Origin of the sequence: Virgibacillus siamensis, from assembly GCF_039522605.1 — a bacterium.
Taxonomy (GTDB): domain Bacteria; phylum Bacillota; class Bacilli; order Bacillales; family Amphibacillaceae; genus Lentibacillus; species Lentibacillus siamensis.
The window spans coordinates 35031-54128 of the sequence record NZ_BAAADS010000001.1 but is presented as its reverse complement, the minus strand read 5'-3'; the positions used below and the strand labels follow the sequence as shown (position 1 = coordinate 54128).

Genomic DNA, 19098 nt, shown 5'->3' with positions numbered 1-19098 from the left:
GAGGTACTGCAGTGAAGAGATACAATGCATATTTAATTGATTTGGATGGAACGATGTACAGGGGAAATGAGCGGATTGAAGCAGCTGGTGAGTTTGTGGATAAGCTGGCTTCAAAGGATATTCCCTATTTATTTTTAACGAATAATTCATCCAAAACGCCGGAGCAGATTTCGGAAAAATTGGAGCAAATGGATATCAAATCGTCGCCGGAACACGTTTTTACATCGAGCATGGCGACGGCCAAATATATCCGGAAGCAAAAAGAAGGTGCGCGGTGTTTTGTGATTGGTGAAGAAGGACTTCATCATGCAATTCGGAGGGAAGGACTGCGTATTAGCGATCAGGATTGTGACTTTGTTGTAGTTGGTATTGATCATGATATCAATTATGAGAAGCTGTCAATCGCATGTATCGCGGTTCGGAATGGAGCATCATTCATCTCGACCAACAGTGATGTGGCGATACCGACCGAACGCGGGCTTGAGCCTGGTAATGGTGCGCTGACTTCGGCGATTACGGTTAGCACGGGCACGGATCCAATTTTTATCGGAAAACCGGAAGAAATAATTACGGAACAGGCATTAACTGCACTTGGTTCTTCCAAGGCCGATACATTGATGGTAGGTGATAACTATCATACCGACATTCTTGCCGGAATGAATGCGGGACTCGATACACTGATGGTTTTTACCGGTGTTACCCCGTTTGCTGATTATCCTGATTTGGCCAAAAAACCGACGTATTATGTAAAAAACTTATATGAATGGATGGAAAAGATGTAAAAAAGCTGCTCATAATCGAGCAGCTTTTTTATAACATTTAATCATCCAATTGTTTTACATCAGCTGTACCATGTGCAAGCCTGCTTGATGCGGCAGCTGCAATGGCCCCGACAATATCATCGAGAAATGTGTGGCACTCTCCGGTTGATTTGTCGTTAAGCTTCTTTAGAATGCCTGGTTTTTGTTTATCAATGTATCCGTAATTCGTGAACCCAATCGAGCCATATACATTTACGATTGAAAAGGCTACTATTTCGTCAATTCCATAAAGGCTTTCATCCGTTTCAATTGTTTGTTGCAATGGTTGATCAAGCATATTTTTCTCCGCAAGTGTATCAAGCTGAATCCCAGTCAGAATGGCGTTTTGCACTTCCCGCTTTGTTAATACACGGTCCACATTGTGCAGGCAATCATCCATACTCAGATTGTCATGATATTTGGCCTGAAGGTAAAAAACCAACTCAGCAATATCATGCAGTGTAACGCCTCGTTTCGTCAGCCATTCTCTTGCTTTTAATTCCAGTTCACTCTGTTGAGTATTTTTATCCATTTTTATCACCTGTTCTTTCATTTAATGTTAAAAAACTGCCGGTACATACATAGATATAATATAGATATTATTCGAATGGAGTGGATATCCATGAAAGAATTGCTTGCTGATTACTATAATATACAGGCGCAAGAAAATATTTTTATGAATGGAAGGGAGGGTTTTAAGCAGGATAACTTTCTTTATTTTACCATTTCAGCTGATTTTAAGGAAATCATACATATGGAGCAAGCATCAGCGGCATATTTTTTAGTTGAGAATAATTATACACAAGTTGCGTATCCAATTCAAAATTTAAATGGGGATTGGTTCACACGCTATTACGGGAAACATTATCTTGTATTGAAAGCTGCGTTTGCTGCATCCGGACATGGTAAATCAGAAGGGAAAGCTTTGGCAAATCTGCATCAGGCAGGAGTGGAGTATCCATTTGAACCGAGGGAGATTTCCAGTTATGGGCAGTGGAAGCAACTGTGGATTGATAAGTTAACAGCATTTGAAAATAAAATCAAATTGGATGCGGAGGAAGTTCCAGGTGAATGGAGTCAATTACTAGCTGATGTGCTGCCTTATATAATTGGTATTAGTGAAAATGCGATTCAGTATATGCAGGAAAGTGAGGGAGAAAAGCGGTTTTCTGAGGTGGATCAGGGTACGATTGGCTTAAGGCGCTACTCCGGAAAAATTATGGACGGATTTGTTTGGACGCACGAACTTGTTTATGATCATGCGGCAAGGGATTTGGCTGAATTCATCCGGTACAGTCTTCTGCAGGTAAATGATCCGATGAAGAAAATCAGGGATTTTTTGAACGAGTACCAGGAGGAACGGCAATTGTCTGTGTTTAGCTGGCGGTTGATCTATGCCCGGCTGATTTTTCCTATTCATTTATTTGATGCGATCGAACAGGGCTATATTAATTCGGGTTCCTCCGCCTCCGAGCGCGTGCGGGAAATGCAGGATCTCATGGAACGCCAAGGAGACTATGAACGGCGATTGGGTAAGTTTTTTGACGAAGCAGGTGTCGATTGTGAAAGGTTGCAGATTCCTGTGTTACACTGGTTATAATTACAATACTTAGAGGAGAGAAGCGTTGTGAAACCAGTTATCTACGTAACGCGAAAGATTCCGGAATGTTTGCTGGAACCGTATCAGGGTCAGTTTGCGTTTCGGATGTGGGAGAAATCAGAGGAACCGATCCCACGGGATGTATTGATGGAAGAAGTAAAAGATGCGGATGGATTGCTTTGCTTGTTGACCGAGCAGATCGACCGTGACTTACTGGATCAAGCGGAAAGGTTGAAAATCGTTGCCAACATGGCAGTTGGGTTTGACAATGTCGATATTGCCGCTGCAGCGGAGAAGGGCATTACGGTGACGAATACACCTGACGTGCTGACCGCAACAACGGCAGATTTGACGTTCGCGCTGCTGATGGCATCAGCGCGTCGGATCGTCGAAGCAAGTGCGTATATCAAAAAAGACGCATGGGAAAATTGGTCACCATATTTGCTGGCCGGTGCCGACATACATCATAAAACCATTGGGATTGTCGGAATGGGCAGAATCGGTCAGGCCGTGGGGAGACGTGCAAAAGGGTTTGATATGGATGTGTTCTATCATGCACGGTCACGAAAACCGGATGCTGAACGGGAAATCGATGCGGTTTATAAAGACTTGGACGAATTGCTTGCAGAAGCCGATTTTGTCGTTTGTCTTGTCCCGTTGACTGATGAAACGGAACATTTATTTGATCGTGAGGCGTTTAAAAAAATGAAGCGTTCGGCAGTTTTTGTGAATGTTTCGCGCGGTGGAACCGTTGATGAGGATGCCTTATATGATGCATTGACGGACGGTACGATTCGCGCAGCTGGACTCGATGTATTTAAAGGAGAACCAATCGGTGCAGATCACCAACTTGTTCAGTTGGAAAATGTCGTTGCATTGCCGCATATCGGATCGGCAAGTGAAGAAACGCGGTCGAAAATGCTGAAACTGTGTCTTGATAATCTGGCAGCGGTTTTTAATGGAGATGAAGCCTTAACACCAGTTAAAGTTAAATAAAATTCGGGTGGTGCCAGACACTTGTCAAATTTTGGCAGAGAAAAAAGCAGGCATGTTACGTGCCTGCTTTTGAAGTATATGTGATTTAAAATACCTGCTCGATTTCTGTTACACCAGGAACTTCAGCCATAAGTGCGCGCTCAATTCCGGCTTTCAAAGTGATCGTGGAACTGGGGCAATTGCCGCATGCACCCATGAGACGAAGAAGTACAATGCCATTTTCATCAACATCAATTAACTCCACATCTCCACCGTCACGCAGTAAAAATGGGCGTAATTTGCTCAACACTTCTTGTACTTGATCTTGCATTATCCATCTTCTCCTTTCTGATTAACATTATAAAACGAATTCGTGAAAAAATCTATCCAGAATTTATTTTCATTCATTATAGCTTCTTTTATTTTATCTTTAAATCAATATTTTGTAAAATAAAAATGACTATGAAGGTGAGGGATCAATATGGGGAAGAATTTGCAGATTACCGTTTACGGGGCTGAACAGATTTGTGCAAGCTGTGTTGGTGCACCCGGTTCCAAGGATACGTATGAATGGCTGCAGGCAGCAATTGGCAGGAAATATGTTGCTGATGACATTATGTACGAATATATTGATATTGATAATCCGCCTGAAATTAACAAGCATCAGGATTTTGTGAAACGGATTTTTGACGAAGATTTATTTTATCCAATCGTTTTAGTGAATGAGGAACTAGTTGCGGAGGGTATACCGCGGCTGAAAACCATTTATAAGGAATTGGATAAACATGGAATTGATTTGCAATTATAAGCGGGGTTTTAAAATGAAAATACCTTATACAAAAATGCATGGATTGGGCAATAATTATATTTATATTGATTTATTTCATTTTGATATGGATGAGAAGTTTTTTCCCGAAGTGGCGCGGCAGGTATCGAATGTCAATACGGGGATTGGATCGGATGGCATGATTGTAATTCATCCTACCGATGCTGCCGATGTTGGCATGCGGATTTTTAACAAAGATGGTTCGGAAGGCATGAACTGTGGAAACGGTCTGCGCTGTGTCGCGAAATATGTTGTTGAGAAAGGAATCATTGAAGCGGAACATTTTAACATTCAGACCAGGGCTAATGTAGTTGAAGCTGTGGTTCAGTCAGCGAATGGCATTGTTGAGGAAGTAACGATTAACATGGGAGCACCGATCTTGCAGCGGTCTTTAATTCCGATGGTGGGAACGGATGTTGAAAATGTTGTTGCTGAATCATTTGCTGTCGCTGAAAGAACGTTGGAGGTTACCGCAGTATCAATGGGAAATCCTCATGCGATATTTTTTGTGGATACTATTGCTGAAGCTCCTCTTCATGAATTGGGACCGGTTATAACGGATGATTCTCGGTTTCCGGATCAGGTAAACGTTGAATTTGTTGAAGTTGTTTCATCCAAGGAACTGAATTTTCGTGTGTGGGAGCGTGGATCCGGAATTACGCAGGCATGCGGAACCGGGGCTTGTGCGTCTGTCGTTGCCTCCGTTCTTAATGGGAAGTCGGAGCGGGGAAATGAGGTCACCGTCCATCTGAGCGGTGGCGATTTGGTAATTAACTGGGATTTGGATGGAACCGTCTGGATGACCGGTGGAGCGGAAATCGTTGCGGAAGGCAATTACTTTTTCCCGGATTGATTGGTTGAACGTTCCGGACATAGTTTGTATACTTAAAGTAATGATTCGTATGAAACCGTCAAAATACAGAGGAGGGTAAAGATGGTTATTTCCATTACGGATAAAGCAGTTGAACAGATCAAAGACATGATGCAGGGTGAAGAAGAAGGTGTTCGCATGCGCTTCGGTATTAAAGGTGGCGGCTGCAGCGGGCTTTCGTATTCACTCGGATTTGAATACGATGTCAACGAAGACTTGGATAATACTTATGATATCAACGGCATCCCGGTTGTTATTTTCAATCAGGATGAACCGATTATAGAAGGCACAACCATTGATTATAAACAGAACATGATGGGCGGCGGGTTCTCAATCGATAATCCGAACGCCATTGTATCGTGCGGCTGCGGTTCTTCATTCAAAGCGAAGAATCGTGAAGGCTCACCGGAAAAATGCTGAATGATATGTATGACGGATACGGAGCGCTTTAATGGCGCTCTTTTTTTGCGTGAAAAAATGTGAAGCGAATTGAACCACGAGGCGAAACATCGACCGCACGAGGGCGACATCAACCGCAAGAGGCGAAAGATCAACCGCAAGAGGGGAAACATCAACCGCAGAGGACAGAACATCAACCGCACGAGGGCGACATCAACCGCAAGAGGGGCAACATCAACCGCAGAGGACAGAATATCAACCGCAAGAGGGGCAACATCAACCCGCACGAGGGCAACATCAACCGCAGAGGACAGAATATCAACCGCAAGAGGGGCAACATCAACCGCAAGAGGGGCAACATCAACCGCAAGAGGGGAAACATCAACCGCACAGGCCGAAACATCAACCCCCATCGGAGAGAGCCACGGAATTTCGAGCATATGATAGTAAATAACGACTATGTAAAAAACCCGAACACTGAAAATAGTGTTCGGGTTTTCATATTAAAACATTGCCGTCGAGTGTTTCGGCTGGATACGGGCTTTCGGGTCGATATATTGCTTGGCGTTGTTGATGGCGGTTGGTCCTTCGCCGAATCCGGTGGCAATCAGTTTTACTTTTCCCGGATAGGTGCTAATATCGCCGGCTGCATAAATGCCTGGAATATTTGTTTCCATGCGCGAGTTGACGACGATACTGTTCTTTTCTATTTCCAGCCCCCAGTCTTTGATCGGTCCGAGGGTGGAGACGAATCCATAGTTACAGAGAACAGAATCGACTTCAACTTCAACTTTCTTATCACCTTTTACTTCTTCCAGTGAAACGGATTCGATTTTTTCTGTTCCGGAGATTTCTTTTGGAACAAACGGTGTCAAGATTTCCACATTCGATGCCATAAGCTTTTCAACGCTGTGTTCGTGTGCTCTAAACTTATCACGACGATGTACAAGACTGACTTTCTTTGCGATTGGTTCAAGCATGAGCGCCCAATCCACTGCGGAGTCACCACCGCCAAGCAACATCACGTTCTGGTCTTTATACTGATTCATGTCTTTTACATGATAGTGCAGATTAATGCCTTCAAACTGGTCACATTCACCAACGTTCAACCGCCGTGGCTGGAAGGCGCCATTTCCGGCAGTGATGATGATGGTTTTGGAGTAATGTACTTCTTTATCTGAAATAAGCTTGAATGTGTCATCTTCCAGCCGCTCAATTTTTTGAATCGATTGCTCAAGGACAATGGTCGGATCGAACAAATTAGCCTGTTCCATCAGGTTGTCCACCAGTTCCTGGGCGCCGACTTTTGGAAATCCGGCTATATCATATATATCTTTCTCCGGGTACAGGGCAGTAAGCTGCCCGCCGGTATGCGGTAAACTTTCAATTATTTTAACGCTTGCCTGGCGCATTCCGCCATAAAAAGCTGTAAACAAGCCAGTGGGGCCGGCGCCAATAATTGTTACGTCATATACTTTATCTGACATGGAAATTCCCCCATTTATAGTTGTCGAATAAAACACCATTCCTATCGTATCACAAACCACTGGCGTCTGTGTATTAATGCACACAGTATTCGTTTTTGCAAAATCGAATCGCAGTATTTTGTCGAAAAATTGTTAAAATCAGGGGCAGCAGCTGGACTTGTTGCCGGTGCTTTTTTCATATAAAATGGTTTTTGTATGTAAAGTGTGAGAGGAGACACAACGTTGATTCAATTGGTTGTTTCGATATTATTGTTTTTTGTTATATTTTTTGGATTGGCATTTATTTTGAATATGCTGCTGCGGCGCACGTGGCTGATGGCATTTATTTACCCGATTATTATTTTGATGATTGTCGATGATTTTTCAACTGCGGAATATTTTAAAAATCCGGGCGGTGCGTTTTCAGAAGCGTTTACGCGGTTGGTGAATATCACGGCTGTTGATATTATAATTCTTGGTGCAGGATTTATTGGCACAATTGTGTCCGGATTTGTTATTAGGTTCCTCCGTAAAAGCGGCTATCAGATGTTTTAATCTGATAGCATGAATAAAAAGTTAATAGATTGGAAATGATGACATGCAGAGTGAGGTGTTATCATTGAAAAATCTGAAATTTATTCTACATGCATGGATTTTACTGTTGTTCCTTGGCATATTTTCGACGGCAGAATCCGCACTGTCAGACGAGTTGACTGCTGATGTATATGCCCGGGATGCGAAGGACAATGTGGTGACTGGCGTTAATATGGAAAATAAACGGCGGACTGCTTTGAAAGAGAAAGAACTTAATTTTGTGCAACCACAAAAAAGGTATATCTCCAGTGAACAGGTCGAGGGGCCGGAAACATTGGCTGAAGCTGTGGATTATCAGCAATATCCGAGTGATACAGTAATTGCTACGGGATACACGGCAGGCTACGAATCAACTGGCAAAACACCGGAACATCCATCATATGGGGTCACGTATTCCGGAATAAAGGTTAAACGAGACTTATACTCTACTATTGCAGCAGATCTGGATGTGTACCCGATTGGAACGGTCATGTTTATCCCCGGGTACGGATATGGTGTGGTTGCTGATAAAGGCGGGGCAATCAACGGAAACAAAATTGATCTTTACTATGAAACCGTGGAAGATGTATATGCACAATGGGGCAAGAAAAAGGTTGAAGTGTATATTATCGAACGCGGTGATGGATCGTTAACAGCTGAAGAGTTGAAGAAAATGAACGAAAACCATGCATTACAGGTGTTTCGTGAGCAAATAAAAAAGAGTTGATTAAACAGGCGTTCCAACATCATGGGGCGCCTGTTTTTAGGCAGATAAGAAAGGATAAAACTTTCTTACTGCATAAGTGCAACTAAGGTTGTCACTTAAAGGCTTGGTTATAACCAAGTTTTCTAATAACGTCAGAAAGTATAAATTATGGTTGACCTTATAAGAAAAACTTCGGCAATCGCTATAATACGAGGCGAATGCCGAGTTTTTCTAATAAAACTGGTGGAGCAGAAAGGCTATGGCGACTCCTGACAACCCACCGAAAAAGACTTCAATTGGCTGGTGGCCGAGCAGTTCCTTCAACTCTTTTCGTTTTTGATATTCTTCTTTTTTGTTCCAATCCTTTGCACCGTCAACAAAATATTGAAAATCCTTGACAAGCTGATTCAGAACGACAGCCTGTTCACCTGCCTGTCTGCGTACACCGGATGCATCAAACATGATAATAATGCTGAAAACGGTCGCGACAGCAAAAATGGATGATGCGACTCCTTCCATGATGCCAACCCCGGTTGTCAGGGCAGTAACTGCTGCCGAATGACTGCTTGGCATGCCGCCGGTGCTGAATGCAAGACCAGGTTTGAATTCGCCTGTTACCGAAAGACGTATTGGGATTTTAACAACCTGGGCAAAAACAATTGCCGATAACGCTGCCCATAATGGAAAATTTGAAATGAGTTCCATAAATCGTTGAACATCCTTTCCCGTTGTTGCTTTCCTGTATGTTTTTTATGGGAAATTTGAAAATGCGTTCCTAAGTATTAGATATGTTATTTTATCACAATGACAGCAGTTTATCACGAAAAAAGGCATCCCTGTTGGCGGAATGCCCATGTAGTTATAATAAAAGCTTGTTGTGTTGTTAGGATGCTTTTGCTGTTGAGGTCCATCTTGCCGGAACCCTTTTCGCAAGGTTGATCATGAAAACTGCTGCCAAAACAGCCAGTGCAGCGTCTTTAATCAGAAATGGTATCATTCCGATCCAAGCTGCCTGGTAGGTAACCTGCAGTTCAAGCCATGTATTCATCGCAATGTACATATAAGTGACGCCAATACCATAATTGAAAATAAGGCCGATAAGCGCTGCAGCAGTATATATTGGTATGGAAGGCTTTCGCCCCAGTTGTGCTATTATCCCTGAAAAAAATGCGATAAATACAAAAGAGAAAATAAATCCGCCGGTTGGTGAAATGAGTGCCATTGGCCCAGCTGACATATTTGCGAATACCGGAACGCCTGCTACTCCAACCAGTATGTACGTAATCATTGAGATGCTCCCAAGCTTTCTTCCCAGCATTAGGCCTGCAAGTATGGCAAAAAAAGTTTGCAGGGAAAGCGGGACGGTTGCACCGCCAATAGGGATAGCAAGCATGGGAAACCAAACTGCGATATTTGCTCCAACCGTCATTAGACAGACAAAGACTGCTCCGAATGTAAGGTCAGTTGCTTTTAAATCCTTCATAACGTTCTCCTCCTTCATTTATTAATCATAAACGGAACAGCGAAATATTGTCAACTTATATTTTTGTTGGTGAACAATCAATGGAAAAACAAGCACTTCTTTATCCTGAAGTGCTTGTCTCCGCTTATTTAATTGCAGCATCCAGCGCAATTTCCATCATTTCGTTAAATGTTGTCTGGCGTTCGTCCGATGTGGTTTCTTCACCTGTCAGGATATGATCGGAGACGGTCAGTACGGATAATGCCTGGCGATCAAATTTTGCAGCAAGTGTATAAAGTGCAGTTGTTTCCATTTCAATTGCCAGTACTTTATATTTCGCCAGCAATTCATGGAGTTCCTGCGCATTATCACGATAGAATGAATCACTCGTGAAGACATTACCGACTCTTAAATTCAGACCTTTTTCGACGCCGGTGTCATAGGCATTTTTCAGCAAATCAAAATCGGCGATCGGGGCATAGTCAATTCCATCAAAAATCATTTGATTCATTTTGGAATCCGTTGTAGCACCCTGGGCGAGGATGACGTCCCGCACCTTGACGTCTTTTTGTATAGCCCCGCATGTTCCAACACGCAATAATTTTTGTACATCGTAGCTTTGAATCAGTTCATTGACATAAATGGAAATGGAGGGAACGCCCATCCCGGTTCCTTGTACGGAGATGCGTTCACCTTTGTATGTACCTGTGTAACCATACATGCCACGCACTTTATTGTATTGGATTACATCTTCCAAAAAAGTCTCTGCAATGAATTTTGCCCTCAGCGGATCACCCGGAAGCAAAATTTTATCAGCTATATCGCCTTTATTTGCTCCAATATGTACACTCATTTTCAAGGACCTCCTATTTTTCGGAATTATTCAAGGTAACGGTATCACATTGCGTGTTTAAAAACAAACAAGTAGTGTAAAATAGAAACAGAGATCGAGTAACTTTTGGGTTTCAAAAAAAGCAGTTATTGTTTATAATAAACATAGTGCAGATTACAAATCTACATAAAATGAACATACGAGCGGAAGGATGAATAAAATGCAGGAACAAACGTTTAAAATAACAGCGGATACCGGGGTGCATGCGCGTCCGGCGACATTACTGGTAAACAAAGCGGGACAATTTGAATCAGAAATTGAAATTTCCTATAAAGAGAAAAGCGTCAACCTTAAATCAATCATGGGAGTTATGTCGCTTGGAATTCCGAAAGATGCAGAAGTCAAGATTACCGCTACCGGTGGTGATGAGGAAGAAGCAATCAAAGGTGTAACAGAAGTCATGAAAGAGCATCTGGGGGAATAATTATTGGAAGCCTAGAGAAACTGCCTCTAGGTTTTTTATTTTAATGGATTATCAGAAAAACGCTGTCACCCGCTATAGGAAGAGCGGGTGATAGGTTTTTCTGTTAATGCGTTCATTAGAAAAACGGACAAATAAAGAGGTGACATGAATGAATATTTCTGTATCCCAGTTACCGGGGATTGGTCAAAAGATTTCCATGAAAACTGCTGAAGATGATATGTTAGTGATCATTGTTCATCACACCGGAAAAAGAGAGCTCTATTTCTTTGATGATGCAGAAAATGATGAAGCAGATTTTGCGATGGATTTAACGCCTGATGAAACAAGAGAAATTGCTGCTCAATTGCTCGGAGCGACTTATCAGCCGGTTGGTATTGATAAAATGCGTATGTTTAAGCGCCAGATAATAATTGATTATATTACACTTGATAAAAAATCAGTTCTGGCGAATAAAACGATTGAGGAGTCTGATGTTAGGAATCAAACGGGGGCGACAATTATCGGGATTGTCCACGGTGAAGATGTAATTGCAATACCTGAAGCCGACACCACATTGAAGCCGGGGGACGTTCTGATGTCTGTGGGAAAAGAAGAGCAAATTTCCACATTGTCCAAACTCTGTAAGGGTGAGGACTGATGCTATTTGTTGAATGATGTCCCCACGTTACTGGGTGCCGGCTTAGTATTACTTGGTATTTTTGTTTTAGGATATATCGGATTCCGTACCAGGTTTCCAAATGTTATTCTGTATATCCTTTTTGGTATTTCGATTGCAGGTTTACTTCATGAAAATGAAATTTTGCATTTTTCAAGTGAAGTTGCAATTGTTTTGTTGTTTTTCTTATTAGGACTTGAATTTAATATGAAACGCCTGGGTGGAATGGCCAAGAAGATTTGGAGCTCCGGTTTGCTGGATGTTATTCTCAGCTTGGTTGTTTCGATGGTGATTGCTTTTGTATTTGGGGCGGACTGGTTCAGTGCGCTGGTAATTGCTGGTATTACATATGCCACCAGTTCATCTATTACGGCAAAACTGCTTGATGATAAAGGCAGAATGGCAAACGCTGAAACCGAATATGTGCTTGGAATCTTAATTTTTGAGGATCTGGTCGCACCTATTTTGGTTGCGATTATTATTGCACTGAGCAGTGGCGATCAATTTACCGGAGTGGACATGCTGTTTCTGATCGGAAAAATAATCGGCCTGACGCTGCTTGCGGTTATTCTTGGAAAGACAGTTTTTATGCATGTGGAAAAGTTTCTGCTGCGAATAGATGACGAAGATTTTAAAATTGTTCTGTTGGTGGGAATTGCGGTAACGTTTGGTGGATTTGCTGTTTATCTGGGGCTGTCCGAAGTGCTTGGTGCGTTTCTGGCAGGTGTTATGCTTGCGGAAATTGGTAAAATTGAACAGGTGGAAGGAACCGTTACACCAGTTAGAGACTTACTGCTGCCAACATTTTTTGTTTATTTTGGAACAACGATTGAATTAGGGGAAGGTATACCATACGTTGGCATGTTGATTACACTTGTTGCCTGGTCCCTTATAGCGAAAATATTGGTCGGTATTGTTGGCGGAAAGCTGTATGGCCTGCCAAAACGGGTTGCATTGCGGGCAGGGCTGTCCCTGTGCGCGCGCGGTGAATTTTCCGTTGTCATTGCCGGAGTCGCGGCTGGCTCGATAAAAATATTCGGTGGTATATACATTATTATCACGGCATTTCTTGGTATGCTGCTATTTAACTACGCACCCAAGATAACGACCAAAATATACGGAAAGCCACCGAAAAAAAAGAAAGATTTACGCGTTCCGACCGTGTAAGGAAAAAAGAGCCTCACAACTGTGAACTGTGAGACTCTTTTTTCTGTATTCGGGAAAACTTTCTGGACTGCAGATGGACTCTGCAGCGTACTCATTTTATTTATAATAGCTTTTCGTATAGTCGTTCTCTTCCAGATTTTTCAAATTCGCCAGTGCCTGTTGGTTATATTCCGTATCTTTATTGGCAAGTGTTTCTTTCAGTTCGTCAATTGCAGTGAGCAATGATTCACTGTAATCCGGAATTTTTTCGTTGAATGAGCGCACAGCGGACCGGACAACGTTCATTTTTTCGTAATGTGCCAGTGCTTTTCGTTCATGAAAAAAGACACCATCAACTTGTCCAAGGTTATGCAGGTCACCCTGTTTTGGATGCTTTTGAACGGCCAATGTTTTGACCAGAACGCGATCGCCCCGGTCTTCCACAACTTCTCCTATATATTTTCCTGAGTTATACTTTACTTGTACAGTGTCCCCAATTGATATTGTCATATATTGATATACCTCCCTTGATTTCCATTGTGCCAAAAATTAAAGGGAAAGGCTAATCATTGTTCCGCAGATCTTTTAGAAAACTTGGTTTTCGCAACAATTGCTTTAGTTATAGAAAAAAATTTATCCTTTCCTGTAAGCCAAAAAATGTTATACTTGGCAGTGAGGACGTGATAAGGATGATGGAATTTCTTTATTTTCCGGAAGACAAAATGGAATATATTCCTGCAGTGATTACACTGATTATCTTCATGATAGGTGCTGCGGTGGCGATGTATCTTTTTTATAAAAAGTCCAAAAAAGAAGAAGAAGATTTTAATCAAAAGTATCAGCATAAATTGAATAACCATGACGAGGAGTAACGGGTCGGAAAAAAATCGGCCCGTTTAATTTTTGTTCCGTTGCAGATACTACCTGTAAAGTGTTTGTAAAGGAGCGGCGATGATGAGGTTTTTAATCATTTTTTTACTACTGCTGTTGACTGCCTGTCAGCCAAATGGAGAAACAAACAGAACCGTTAATATGTACAACCAGGACGGGAGTATGATTGGTACGGCGAAATTGACTGAACGGCCTGATGGGGTGCAGGTGAAGTTAAAACTCGAGGGACTTGAACCGGGATTTCACGGAATACACGTGCATGAATTTGCTAAATGCAAGACACCGGATTTCAAAAGTGCGGGGAACCATTTAAACCCCGGCGGAATGGAACATGGACTGATGCATCCGGAAGGTGCGCATCTCGGTGATTTGCCGAACATTGAAGCTGATTCAGGAGGACTTTCTGAAGCGGAACTGATGCTTCCCAAGGCGACGTTACTGGACGGCAAAAATTCATTGACCGAGGATGACGGAACCTCGCTCGTTATTACGGCGGGCATGGATGACGGTGTTAGCCAGCCAGGTGGGGATTCCGGTCCGAGAATTGCTTGCGGAAAAATTACCAGCAATGACAAGAGTCCGGGAAGTTCACCGACCGATCCGACACAATATAATGAGAAACAAGAAGAAAAGTAAGAGGTTGGGACAAGTCAGAAAGTGAAGATGAAAAGACGAACGATTTAAGGGACTAGCGAAGTATATTTCTGGAGCGGTTTAATTTGGTAAAACACTTTTTGTCCCAGCTTCATTGTTAAATTAAAAAAGCTCGCCAACATAGGTTGGTGAGCTTTCATGATTATAGGCTGTTGACTGCTTGGATAATCCTGTCTACACCTTCTTCCACTGTTTTTTTCGGGCAGGCAAGATTCATCCGCATAAATGCCTCACCTTCAAGTCCGTATTCGGCTCCGGCATTAAGGCCGACTTTGGCATTTTCAATCATAAATGTTTTTAATTCCGTTTTATCCATGTTTAATTTACTGCAATCAATCCATAGCAGATAGGTACCCTCTGAATGGGTTACCTGCAGAACACCATCTGTCTTTCCTTCGAGCATTTTAGTTGCGTAATCCCTATTTTCCTTCAATACATTCTTAAGTTCTTCAAGCCATTCTTCGCCATGCTGATATGCAGCGTAAAGAGCGGTGCTTCCCATTGTATTTAACATATGGTGTCCCTGTTCACCCAATTTTTCATCCAGGGCACTGCGTTTTTCCTGATCGGAAGTGATAATATATGATGCTTGCAGTCCAGCCAGATTAAAGGTTTTGGATGGTGACATGAACGTGATTGTCTGGCTGGCAATATCCTCGGAAAGTGAGGCGATGGCTGTATGTTTTTGATCCGGGTAGATAAGATCGGCGTGTATTTCGTCAGACAGAATCAGCACATCATGTTTCAGGCACAGCTCAGCCATTTTCTGTAATTCTTCCTTTGTCCAAACTCGTCCGACAGGATTATGCGGAGAACACAGCAGAAATGCTTTTGCATCTTTCAATTTCTCATCCATATCGGCAAAGTCAATCTTGTAATAGTTGTCTTCCTTTTGAAGCTTATTTTTCACGATTTGCCTGTCATGCCCCTCAATCACTTTGTAAAAAGGTGTGTAAACAGGTGTCTGGATCAGCACTTTATCGTTTGGTTGGGTAAAGGCCTGAATCGCCATATGCAGACTTGCTACCACGCCCGGGCTAAATGACAGCCAATCCTGTTTTACAGTCCATTGGTGTCGTTTTTCAATCCAGCTGGTTATGGAACCTTTAATATTTTCATCAATTATGGTGTAGCCATAAATTCCATGTTCTGCACGTTCCCTCAATGCATCATTGACTGCCTGTGGCGCTTTGAAGTCCATATCGGCAACCCACATTGGCAGTACATCATCGGTCTGAAAAACCGGCTCCAGCATATCCCACTTGACAGATCTTGTGTTTTTACGATTGTGAATTTCTTCAAATATTCCCATAATAAACCTCCTGCAAAATATTAATCAATATGGTAAGTATAACAAATCGGCTGGACAACCGCCCGGTAAACGGGTTATGATTTCGGTTTGAAATTGTTCTGATTTGATTGTGGAAGGGTCAGGAAGGGCCGTGTTTCCGGCTGAAAGACCATATCTTTTGGGAAGGACAGTTTTTCAATCTGATCCAAAATCGCGTTTGAGTAGCAGCATTCTGTCCCAATCCAGGTACGATTCATAAACTGCACAAAAAAAGAAGCAAAGCGTTAGAACGCCTTGCTTTACAGGGGGAATACGAGAAAGTCTTACAGTTATAGTTATTCCCCGTTTCCAATCATATAAACATATTTTGACAATAAAATTGTAATTTTTTTCTCTGCTGGAAAATATTCTATTTCAATCGATTTTCCAGGTCAGCTTTTTGATCTTCAAAACCGGGTTTCCCTAAAAGTGCAAACATGTTTTTCTTGTATGCTTCCACACCGGGCTGGTCAAATGGATTTACTCCCAGCAGGTATCCGCTGATGGCGCATGCTTTTTCAAAAAAGTAAACCATGTAACCGAATGAGTAGGCATCCAGTGCTGGCAGCTCAATAATCAGGTTCGGCACACCACCGTCTGTATGCGCGAGCATGGTGCCCTGGAATGCGTTGTCATTAATATCATGGATCGTTTTTCCGGCAAGGTAGTTCAGTCCATCGGAATTGTTTTCATCTGGTTCAAGCGTTATGTTATGCTTAGGCTTTGTTACATGCAATACCGTTTCAAAAAGATCCCGCCGGCCATCCTGGATATACTGTCCCATTGAATGAAGGTCAGTTGTAAAATTAGCAGAAGCAGGGAAAATACCTTTCTGATCTTTTCCTTCACTTTCACCAAATAATTGTTTCCACCACTCCGCAACATACTGCAGCTGCGGTTCATAATTGATTAACATTTCAATTGTTTTTCCTTTATTGTAAAGAATATTCCGGACTGCTGCATACTGGTATGCCGGATTTTCATCAAGTGAAGCATTATTCAGATCATTCACAGCCGTTTTTGCGCCGTGCATCATGTCGTCAATGGAAATACCACTGACAGCAATTGGCAGCAGCCCAACCGCGGTCAGAACAGAATAGCGTCCACCAATATCATCTGGAATCACAAACGTTTCATAACCTTCCTCATCGGCAGAAGTTTTCAGTGCGCCTTTCTCTTTATCTGTGGTTGCAAAAATTCGCTGACGTGCTTCGGATTCACCGTATTTCTCAATAAGATATTTTTTGAAAATACGGAAGGCGATGGCCGGTTCAGTAGTTGTTCCACTCTTGGAGATGACATTAATCGAAACGTCTTTACCTTCCAGCACATCAAATAATTCATGCAAATAGGTTGAACTCAGCTGATGTCCGGCAAAAATAATTTGCGGACCATTCGGATTAAGCCCAAATGAATGATTCAGCATTTCCAACGCCGCGCGAGCGCCGAGGTATGAACCACCGATTCCGATGACCAGTAGTACATCAGAATTGTTGCGAATTTTATCGGCGGTTTGTTTAATCCGTGAAAATTCCTCTTGATCATACGTTTCCGGGAGGTTGAGCCAGCCGAGGAAATCATTTCCTTGCCCAGTTTTATTATGTAAAGCCTGATGAGCCTGCTCGACTTGTGATTTCATGTAATTCAGTTCGTTTTCCTGTAAAAATGACAATGCTTTGTTGTATGAAAATGATACGTGTGTCATAATTTCCTCCTTGGTTAAACTTACAATTTTACTTTATCCAAGTTACGCCGCTAAATCAAGAATGAACTTTGATGAGACATACAAAAAAGGCATCCTTCAAGGAAACTCCGACCATTTGTGTCAATGGTTCCCTGAAAAATGCCTTCTATCATTATTTCTTAAAAGTACCTTCACGTTCCTTCGATTGTTCAATCCATTCTTCGAGTTTATCTTTCAACGTGTTAAAGCCTGCATTTGTATCTTCCTGTGCCTTATTGTTGCCAGGTTTTGATTCTTTTTTAGGGGCTTCTTCCGTAGCACGGATGGATAGTGATACTTTGTTGTTTGCTTCGTCAATGTTCAAAATCTTTACATTTACAGTGTCGCCAACAGCCAAATGATCATGAATATCTTTAACGTATCCGTGTGTTACCTCAGAGATATGAACTAATCCTTGGATTTCTTCATCCAAAGCAACAAATGCACCATATGGTTGAATTCCTGTAACTTTACCTTCCAAAATTTGACCGGTTTCAAACTTTTCTGTCATGCTGAACAACTCCTATATCTTATTCGATTCTTTTCACACAATAAAATATTTTAACATAAATACGCTATTGTAGCAAAAAGGGCCAGTTTTAGTTGTTCAGCGAATTTTGCTTCCAAGATTTAAGTACAATCAGTTTGTCATCTTTTTGCAGTGTAAAGTCAGGAGAAGGATTCAATACCCATTCATCATCACGATAAATACCAATCAGCAGCTCCCGATTCTGCAGCAGATGGGTCAGACAATCCTGAAATGTATATTCTATCAATTTATCAGGAATCGGTTTTTGAATAAACTGCTGGCTGTTTAACATATGAAGAACGGTCTCAAAAGGACGCGTTGATTCTTTATGGAAAATTTCATGGTAAAAAAGTGTGCTCATAAAATCATTCGAGCTGATTACAGTGTTGGCGCCTGCACGGATGGCATTTTCAACCTGCGCGATAGACAGAATTTCGGCATTTATCGGGACATCCTGATTGTTTCCTCGGACTGCAACGGTAGTTAAAATTGTCAAGACGTCGGCCTGCCGTTCTTTTTTTGTGATGTCTGAGGTAATTATTACGGAGGCTGCATGTTCAATGTTCGCTTGTGCAAGGGTAGCATCCTCGCTTGCGTCACCGTGGATGAAGTGTACGGGAACATTTTGATAGGGCAGATTGTTCACAGTACGATCAATTAAAACAATTTCCGCTCTTGCATTCTTACTGTTGATCAATCTGACCAGCTGCCTTGTTCGTTCATTCCAGCCAATTATAACGATATGTTTTTTTCCTTTATAATTTACCTTTCCTTTGGATAATTTCTGCTCATGGTTAATCGCAGCAGATGATAAGGCTGTGATGTAAAAGGTCAGTAACCCGCCGCCTGACAGCATTAGTATAATACCGATAATCCTGCCGGGAATGGTTTGGGGAACCAAATCGCCATATCCGATTGTTGCCCCCGTAACGACAACCCACCACACTCCATCAAATATCGTCGGAAATTCTTCCGGCTCTACGAAATTGATAACAGTCCCAAATACGAGCATTAACGCTAATACCGAAATCAAAAGTCTCACAATGAGCGGGATACGAAAATAAATATGTTTAAACGATTCGATATTCATGGAGTCACCTTTTAAAAAATAGTATATGGATAGTATGGGCAACAGCATGATAATCCTATTCATGCTATTAAAAAAACCCACCCTTA

At 42.1% G+C, this 19098-nt stretch carries 25 protein-coding genes; 14 read left to right on the top strand and 11 right to left on the bottom strand.

Going from position 1 to position 19098, the window contains the following annotated elements; translation table 11 throughout:
* Window positions 1-11: 11 nt before the first annotated feature.
* Complete coding sequence (locus tag ABD010_RS00260; protein ID WP_343809193.1) at window positions 12-782, top strand: TIGR01457 family HAD-type hydrolase; 771 nt, start codon at window positions 12-14, stop codon at window positions 780-782.
* Between the two features lie 37 nt (window positions 783-819).
* Here ABD010_RS00260 and ABD010_RS00255 read toward each other — a convergent pair whose 3' ends face one another.
* Window positions 820-1332, bottom strand: a complete 513-nt coding sequence (locus ABD010_RS00255) for a phosphatidylglycerophosphatase A family protein (RefSeq protein WP_343809192.1) — start codon at window positions 1330-1332, stop codon at window positions 820-822.
* A 90-nt stretch (window positions 1333-1422) separates the two neighbouring features.
* Here ABD010_RS00255 and ABD010_RS00250 point away from each other — a divergent pair, with 90 nt between their 5' ends.
* Window positions 1423-2400 (top strand): protein kinase family protein, encoded by a 978-nt coding sequence (locus ABD010_RS00250; RefSeq protein WP_343809191.1) that lies wholly within the window; start codon window positions 1423-1425, stop codon window positions 2398-2400.
* Between the two features lie 27 nt (window positions 2401-2427).
* Window positions 2428-3396, top strand: a complete 969-nt coding sequence (locus ABD010_RS00245; protein WP_343809190.1) for a 2-hydroxyacid dehydrogenase — start codon at window positions 2428-2430, stop codon at window positions 3394-3396.
* 85 nt (window positions 3397-3481) lie between these two features.
* Here the strand turns inward: ABD010_RS00245 and ABD010_RS00240 are convergent, their stop codons facing one another.
* Window positions 3482-3706: a NifU family protein gene (locus ABD010_RS00240; RefSeq protein ID WP_343809189.1), complete on the bottom strand. Its 225-nt coding sequence runs from the start codon at window positions 3704-3706 to the stop codon at window positions 3482-3484.
* Window positions 3707-3856: 150 nt separating this feature from the next.
* Between ABD010_RS00240 and ABD010_RS00235 the strand changes: the two genes are divergently transcribed.
* From ABD010_RS00235 to ABD010_RS00220, 4 genes are all read left to right on the top strand, one after another.
* Window positions 3857-4183, top strand: a complete 327-nt coding sequence (locus ABD010_RS00235) for a YuzD family protein (RefSeq protein WP_343809188.1) — start codon at window positions 3857-3859, stop codon at window positions 4181-4183.
* A 13-nt stretch (window positions 4184-4196) separates the two neighbouring features.
* A complete protein-coding gene (gene dapF, locus ABD010_RS00230; protein WP_343809187.1) occupies window positions 4197-5054 on the top strand; it encodes a diaminopimelate epimerase in 858 nt (285 codons plus the stop codon).
* An 81-nt stretch (window positions 5055-5135) separates the two neighbouring features.
* A complete protein-coding gene (locus ABD010_RS00225; RefSeq protein ID WP_343809186.1) occupies window positions 5136-5492 on the top strand; it encodes a HesB/IscA family protein in 357 nt (118 codons plus the stop codon).
* 69 nt (window positions 5493-5561) lie between these two features.
* Entirely contained in the window at window positions 5562-5915 is a 354-nt protein-coding gene (locus tag ABD010_RS00220; protein ID WP_343809185.1) for a hypothetical protein, read from the top strand.
* 59 nt (window positions 5916-5974) lie between these two features.
* Here ABD010_RS00220 and ABD010_RS00215 read toward each other — a convergent pair whose 3' ends face one another.
* Window positions 5975-6958 (bottom strand): NAD(P)/FAD-dependent oxidoreductase, encoded by a 984-nt coding sequence (locus tag ABD010_RS00215; protein ID WP_343809184.1) that lies wholly within the window; start codon window positions 6956-6958, stop codon window positions 5975-5977.
* Between the two features lie 222 nt (window positions 6959-7180).
* Here ABD010_RS00215 and ABD010_RS00210 point away from each other — a divergent pair, with 222 nt between their 5' ends.
* Both ABD010_RS00210 and ABD010_RS00205 read left to right on the top strand, forming a co-directional pair.
* Window positions 7181-7492: a YuiB family protein gene (locus tag ABD010_RS00210; protein ID WP_343809183.1), complete on the top strand. Its 312-nt coding sequence runs from the start codon at window positions 7181-7183 to the stop codon at window positions 7490-7492.
* A gap of 64 nt (window positions 7493-7556) precedes the next feature.
* On the top strand, window positions 7557-8237 hold the full coding sequence (locus ABD010_RS00205; RefSeq protein WP_343809182.1) for a 3D domain-containing protein: 681 nt from the start codon (window positions 7557-7559) through the stop codon (window positions 8235-8237).
* 210 nt (window positions 8238-8447) lie between these two features.
* Here the strand turns inward: ABD010_RS00205 and ABD010_RS00200 are convergent, their stop codons facing one another.
* The 3 genes from ABD010_RS00200 to deoD all read right to left on the bottom strand — a co-directional run bounded on the left by ABD010_RS00200 (window position 8448) and on the right by deoD (window position 10531).
* Window positions 8448-8921, bottom strand: coding sequence for a divergent PAP2 family protein (locus tag ABD010_RS00200; protein WP_343809181.1), 474 nt, complete (start codon window positions 8919-8921; stop codon window positions 8448-8450).
* A 178-nt stretch (window positions 8922-9099) separates the two neighbouring features.
* Complete coding sequence (locus tag ABD010_RS00195; RefSeq protein WP_343809180.1) at window positions 9100-9699, bottom strand: biotin transporter BioY; 600 nt, start codon at window positions 9697-9699, stop codon at window positions 9100-9102.
* 124 nt (window positions 9700-9823) lie between these two features.
* Entirely contained in the window at window positions 9824-10531 is a 708-nt protein-coding gene (deoD, locus tag ABD010_RS00190) for a purine-nucleoside phosphorylase (RefSeq protein WP_343809179.1), read from the bottom strand.
* 199 nt (window positions 10532-10730) lie between these two features.
* Between deoD and ABD010_RS00185 the strand changes: the two genes are divergently transcribed.
* From ABD010_RS00185 to ABD010_RS00175, 3 genes are all read left to right on the top strand, one after another.
* The gene (locus ABD010_RS00185; RefSeq protein WP_343809178.1) at window positions 10731-10994 is read left to right on the top strand and encodes a phosphocarrier protein HPr; all 264 of its coding nucleotides are present in this window, start codon (window positions 10731-10733) and stop codon (window positions 10992-10994) included.
* Window positions 10995-11142: 148 nt separating this feature from the next.
* Complete coding sequence (locus tag ABD010_RS00180; protein ID WP_343809177.1) at window positions 11143-11631, top strand: cation:proton antiporter regulatory subunit; 489 nt, start codon at window positions 11143-11145, stop codon at window positions 11629-11631.
* Between the two features lie 6 nt (window positions 11632-11637).
* Window positions 11638-12816, top strand: a complete 1179-nt coding sequence (locus ABD010_RS00175) for a cation:proton antiporter (RefSeq protein ID WP_343809176.1) — start codon at window positions 11638-11640, stop codon at window positions 12814-12816.
* A 96-nt stretch (window positions 12817-12912) separates the two neighbouring features.
* On the opposite strand, the gene kapB is transcribed toward ABD010_RS00175, so the two are convergent.
* Entirely contained in the window at window positions 12913-13305 is a 393-nt protein-coding gene (gene kapB / locus ABD010_RS00170; protein WP_343809175.1) for a kinase-associated lipoprotein KapB, read from the bottom strand.
* Window positions 13306-13484: 179 nt separating this feature from the next.
* On the opposite strand from kapB, the gene ABD010_RS00165 reads away from it, so the two are divergent.
* Both ABD010_RS00165 and ABD010_RS00160 read left to right on the top strand, forming a co-directional pair.
* A complete protein-coding gene (locus ABD010_RS00165; RefSeq protein ID WP_343809174.1) occupies window positions 13485-13667 on the top strand; it encodes a hypothetical protein in 183 nt (60 codons plus the stop codon).
* An 82-nt stretch (window positions 13668-13749) separates the two neighbouring features.
* Window positions 13750-14322, top strand: a complete 573-nt coding sequence (locus ABD010_RS00160) for a superoxide dismutase family protein (RefSeq protein WP_390350871.1) — start codon at window positions 13750-13752, stop codon at window positions 14320-14322.
* 160 nt (window positions 14323-14482) lie between these two features.
* Here ABD010_RS00160 and ABD010_RS00155 read toward each other — a convergent pair whose 3' ends face one another.
* From ABD010_RS00155 to ABD010_RS00140, 4 genes are all read right to left on the bottom strand, one after another.
* Window positions 14483-15652 (bottom strand): MalY/PatB family protein, encoded by a 1170-nt coding sequence (locus ABD010_RS00155; RefSeq protein ID WP_343809172.1) that lies wholly within the window; start codon window positions 15650-15652, stop codon window positions 14483-14485.
* 388 nt (window positions 15653-16040) lie between these two features.
* The gene (locus tag ABD010_RS00150) at window positions 16041-17375 is read right to left on the bottom strand and encodes a glucose-6-phosphate isomerase (RefSeq protein WP_343809171.1); all 1335 of its coding nucleotides are present in this window, start codon (window positions 17373-17375) and stop codon (window positions 16041-16043) included.
* A gap of 151 nt (window positions 17376-17526) precedes the next feature.
* Window positions 17527-17904, bottom strand: coding sequence for a S1 domain-containing post-transcriptional regulator GSP13 (yugI, locus tag ABD010_RS00145; protein ID WP_343809170.1), 378 nt, complete (start codon window positions 17902-17904; stop codon window positions 17527-17529).
* Window positions 17905-17992: 88 nt separating this feature from the next.
* Window positions 17993-19075, bottom strand: a complete 1083-nt coding sequence (locus ABD010_RS00140) for a potassium channel family protein (RefSeq protein WP_464888485.1) — start codon at window positions 19073-19075, stop codon at window positions 17993-17995.
* Window positions 19076-19098 lie beyond the last annotated feature (23 nt).

Bases quoted from the DNA above. Each gene is read 5' to 3' on its own strand.
- ABD010_RS00255 (WP_343809192.1), bottom strand. From the start codon at position 1,332: ATGGATAAAAATACTCAACAGAGTGAACTGGAATTAAAAGCAAGAGAA.
- ABD010_RS00250 (WP_343809191.1), top strand. From the start codon at position 1,423: ATGAAAGAATTGCTTGCTGATTACTATAATATACAGGCGCAAGAAAAT.
- ABD010_RS00240 (WP_343809189.1), bottom strand. From the start codon at position 3,706: ATGCAAGATCAAGTACAAGAAGTGTTGAGCAAATTACGCCCATTTTTA.
- ABD010_RS00235 (WP_343809188.1), top strand. From the start codon at position 3,857: ATGGGGAAGAATTTGCAGATTACCGTTTACGGGGCTGAACAGATTTGT.
- dapF (WP_343809187.1), top strand. From the start codon at position 4,197: ATGAAAATACCTTATACAAAAATGCATGGATTGGGCAATAATTATATT.
- ABD010_RS00225 (WP_343809186.1), top strand. From the start codon at position 5,136: ATGGTTATTTCCATTACGGATAAAGCAGTTGAACAGATCAAAGACATG.
- ABD010_RS00215 (WP_343809184.1), bottom strand. From the start codon at position 6,958: ATGTCAGATAAAGTATATGACGTAACAATTATTGGCGCCGGCCCCACT.
- ABD010_RS00200 (WP_343809181.1), bottom strand. From the start codon at position 8,921: ATGGAACTCATTTCAAATTTTCCATTATGGGCAGCGTTATCGGCAATT.
- ABD010_RS00195 (WP_343809180.1), bottom strand. From the start codon at position 9,699: ATGAAGGATTTAAAAGCAACTGACCTTACATTCGGAGCAGTCTTTGTC.
- deoD (WP_343809179.1), bottom strand. From the start codon at position 10,531: ATGAGTGTACATATTGGAGCAAATAAAGGCGATATAGCTGATAAAATT.
- ABD010_RS00185 (WP_343809178.1), top strand. From the start codon at position 10,731: ATGCAGGAACAAACGTTTAAAATAACAGCGGATACCGGGGTGCATGCG.
- ABD010_RS00180 (WP_343809177.1), top strand. From the start codon at position 11,143: ATGAATATTTCTGTATCCCAGTTACCGGGGATTGGTCAAAAGATTTCC.
- kapB (WP_343809175.1), bottom strand. From the start codon at position 13,305: ATGACAATATCAATTGGGGACACTGTACAAGTAAAGTATAACTCAGGA.
- ABD010_RS00165 (WP_343809174.1), top strand. From the start codon at position 13,485: ATGATGGAATTTCTTTATTTTCCGGAAGACAAAATGGAATATATTCCT.
- ABD010_RS00160 (WP_390350871.1), top strand. From the start codon at position 13,750: ATGAGGTTTTTAATCATTTTTTTACTACTGCTGTTGACTGCCTGTCAG.
- ABD010_RS00155 (WP_343809172.1), bottom strand. From the start codon at position 15,652: ATGGGAATATTTGAAGAAATTCACAATCGTAAAAACACAAGATCTGTC.
- ABD010_RS00150 (WP_343809171.1), bottom strand. From the start codon at position 17,375: ATGACACACGTATCATTTTCATACAACAAAGCATTGTCATTTTTACAG.
- yugI (WP_343809170.1), bottom strand. From the start codon at position 17,904: ATGACAGAAAAGTTTGAAACCGGTCAAATTTTGGAAGGTAAAGTTACA.
- ABD010_RS00140 (WP_464888485.1), bottom strand. From the start codon at position 19,075: ATGAATAGGATTATCATGCTGTTGCCCATACTATCCATATACTATTTT.